This is a genomic window from Allobosea sp. CER48 (genome assembly GCF_044752385.1).
Classification (GTDB): domain Bacteria; phylum Pseudomonadota; class Alphaproteobacteria; order Rhizobiales; family Beijerinckiaceae; genus Allobosea.
In genome coordinates this window covers 1-2152 of sequence record NZ_JBIWYK010000496.1, presented here as the reverse complement: position 1 = coordinate 2152, position 2152 = coordinate 1, and the positions used below count along the sequence as shown (strand labels likewise).

1 protein-coding gene and 1 pseudogene are annotated in these 2152 nt (G+C 68.0%); both read right to left on the bottom strand.

Going from position 1 to position 2152, the window contains the following annotated elements:
* A pseudogene (locus tag ACIPIA_RS14795) lies at positions 1-184 on the bottom strand (4-(cytidine 5'-diphospho)-2-C-methyl-D-erythritol kinase); the annotation flags it as partial.
* 36 nt (positions 185-220) lie between these two features.
* Entirely contained in the window at positions 221-1987 is a 1767-nt protein-coding gene (locus ACIPIA_RS14790; protein WP_400510645.1) for a tetratricopeptide repeat protein, read from the bottom strand.
* Between the last annotated feature and the right edge of the window lie 165 nt (positions 1988-2152).

Below are 2152 nucleotides of genomic sequence, written 5' to 3'. Positions count from 1 at the left end.
CGGTCGCGCGCGGCCCGGTTATGGACAGGGAGAGCGGTCGGTCCGGATCGAGCGTCAGCTCGTCGCCGACACCGGCGAAGGCAACGAGGCTTTCGAGCTCGTGGTACCCGTCCGCGCGGCGGCCGAGGATCCGCAGGTCGAGGTTGATCTTGGCGCGCGCGCGCGTCGTCAGTGGTGAGGCCACGGCCGTTCCGGACTGGGCGCGGCGACGCAGATCGCGTCAGCCGCCATCCTTCTTGAAGTCGTCGGTGGCATTGGCCGAAGGATCCTCCAGCCCGCGCTCGATCTTGCGCTGGATCTTTTCCAGGTCTTCGGGCTCGGGCTTGAGGTCACGGGCATGGTTCCACTGGAACTTCGCCTCGAGCTGGCGGCCGGTGCGCCAGTAGACATCGCCGAGATGGTCGTTGATCACGGGATCGGAAGGACGCAGCTCCGCTGCGCGCTCGATCTCGCGCGCGGCGTCCTCATAGCGGCCAAGCCGATAATAGGCCCAGCCGAGCGAGTCGATGATGTAGCCGTCGCGAGGCCGGAGCTCGACGGCGCGGCGGAGCATGCCGAGCGCCTCGTCGAGCTTGAGATGCTTGTCGACCAGCGAATAGCCGAGATAGTTCAAGACGAGGGCGCGCTCGCGGCCGAGAGGATCCGGCAGCAGTTCCAGCGCCTTGCGAAGATCCTCCTCGGCTTCCGGCCAGCGGTTGATGCGCTCGCGCGCGATGCCGCGGAAGTAGTACAGATCCCAGTTGGCACGCCCCGGCGAGGCCAGCTTGGCGATGGCCTTGTCATAGGCGGCGGCCGCCTCGGCGAACTGCTTGCGCGATCGATAGATGTTGCCGAGCGCGGCGAGCGCATCGACATCGTCCGGACGCTCCGAGATGACCTTCTCGAGATGCTTCACCGCCTCGTCGGGCCTGCCGAGGTTCTCCAGCGCGAGGCCCGCCTGGATTTCCGCATTGGGGCGAAGCGGCGAAGTGGCCGGCATCTTGTCGTAGACCGCGACGGCGTCTTCCGGCTGGCGCGCCCGCTCGAGGATGTCGCCGAGCGTAAGGATGGCAAGGTCGTGCGAGGGATCGAGATAGATCGCCATGCGCAGGTAAAGCAGCGCAGCCGCCTCGTCGCCCTGGCGATTGCCGGCGCTGGCGAGGCCGTAGAGCACCTCGGCCGCGCCCTGCTGGGCGGTCTGGATCTGGCGCTGCGGCTGTTCCTTCTTCGCGACGAGCGACATGCCCTCGCGAATGACCGGGTGGTTGGGGAGAAGCCGGTCGAAATCGGCATAGGTGGCCGCGGCGCCGGCATAGTCGCCGCTGCGGGCCTGGAAGCGCGCCCAGAGATCGACGAGGCGCAGCGTCGTCTTCTCGGCATCGTAGGCGGACTTCAGCCGCTTTTCGGCCTCTGCCTTGCGGCCGGCGGCGTCGAGGATCAGTCCGGCGTGATAGTCGCGAAAGAGATTGTAGGAAGGCTCGCCCTTCAGCCGCTCGAGCGTCTCGATAGCGCGCCTGGAGTTGCCGGAGCCGAGATAGGACCAGGCCGAGAGCAGCGTCGCCGTGATGTCGGCCGCGCGGCCCCGCCCACCGCGCTGGAGGTGGTTGCGGGCGGTCTGGTAGCTCTTCTGCTTGATCGATCGAATGCCGATGACGAGTTGGGCGAGCCCGTTGCTCGGATCCTGCTGGATCAGCTTGTCGGCGGCGCGGAAGGCGTCGGGCATGGCGCCGTCGGCGAGGAAGGCGACGAAGGCACGCTCCAGCAGCTCGCTGTTGCGCGGGTCCTCGCGCACCGCCTCGCGCAGATAGACAGAGGCCGCTCCGAGATCGCGCGACGCGCCGGCCACGATGGCGGCGAGATAGTTGCCTTCGAGGCTTTCGGCAGGCTCAAGCGAATCAGCGGCGCGGGGCGCAGTCGCGCCCTGGGCGGCAGCAGCCACCGGCAAGGCCATCAACAGCGACAAGGCAGCAGCCGTGCCGGAGGCACGCACCTTCTTCACAAATGTCACGACTGCTCTTCTCCCTCGGTCCGCCGCCCGCTGTACGGGCGCTCCTTCGGCGGACCGTGATCGTTCGCCTAGGCCGGCAAGATGGCGGTTTCCGGGCGAGCCGGCAAGCCGGCCCCAGCGCGAATGCTGCGCCCTCGTAGCGGCAACGCAACAGTCGCGGAGAAG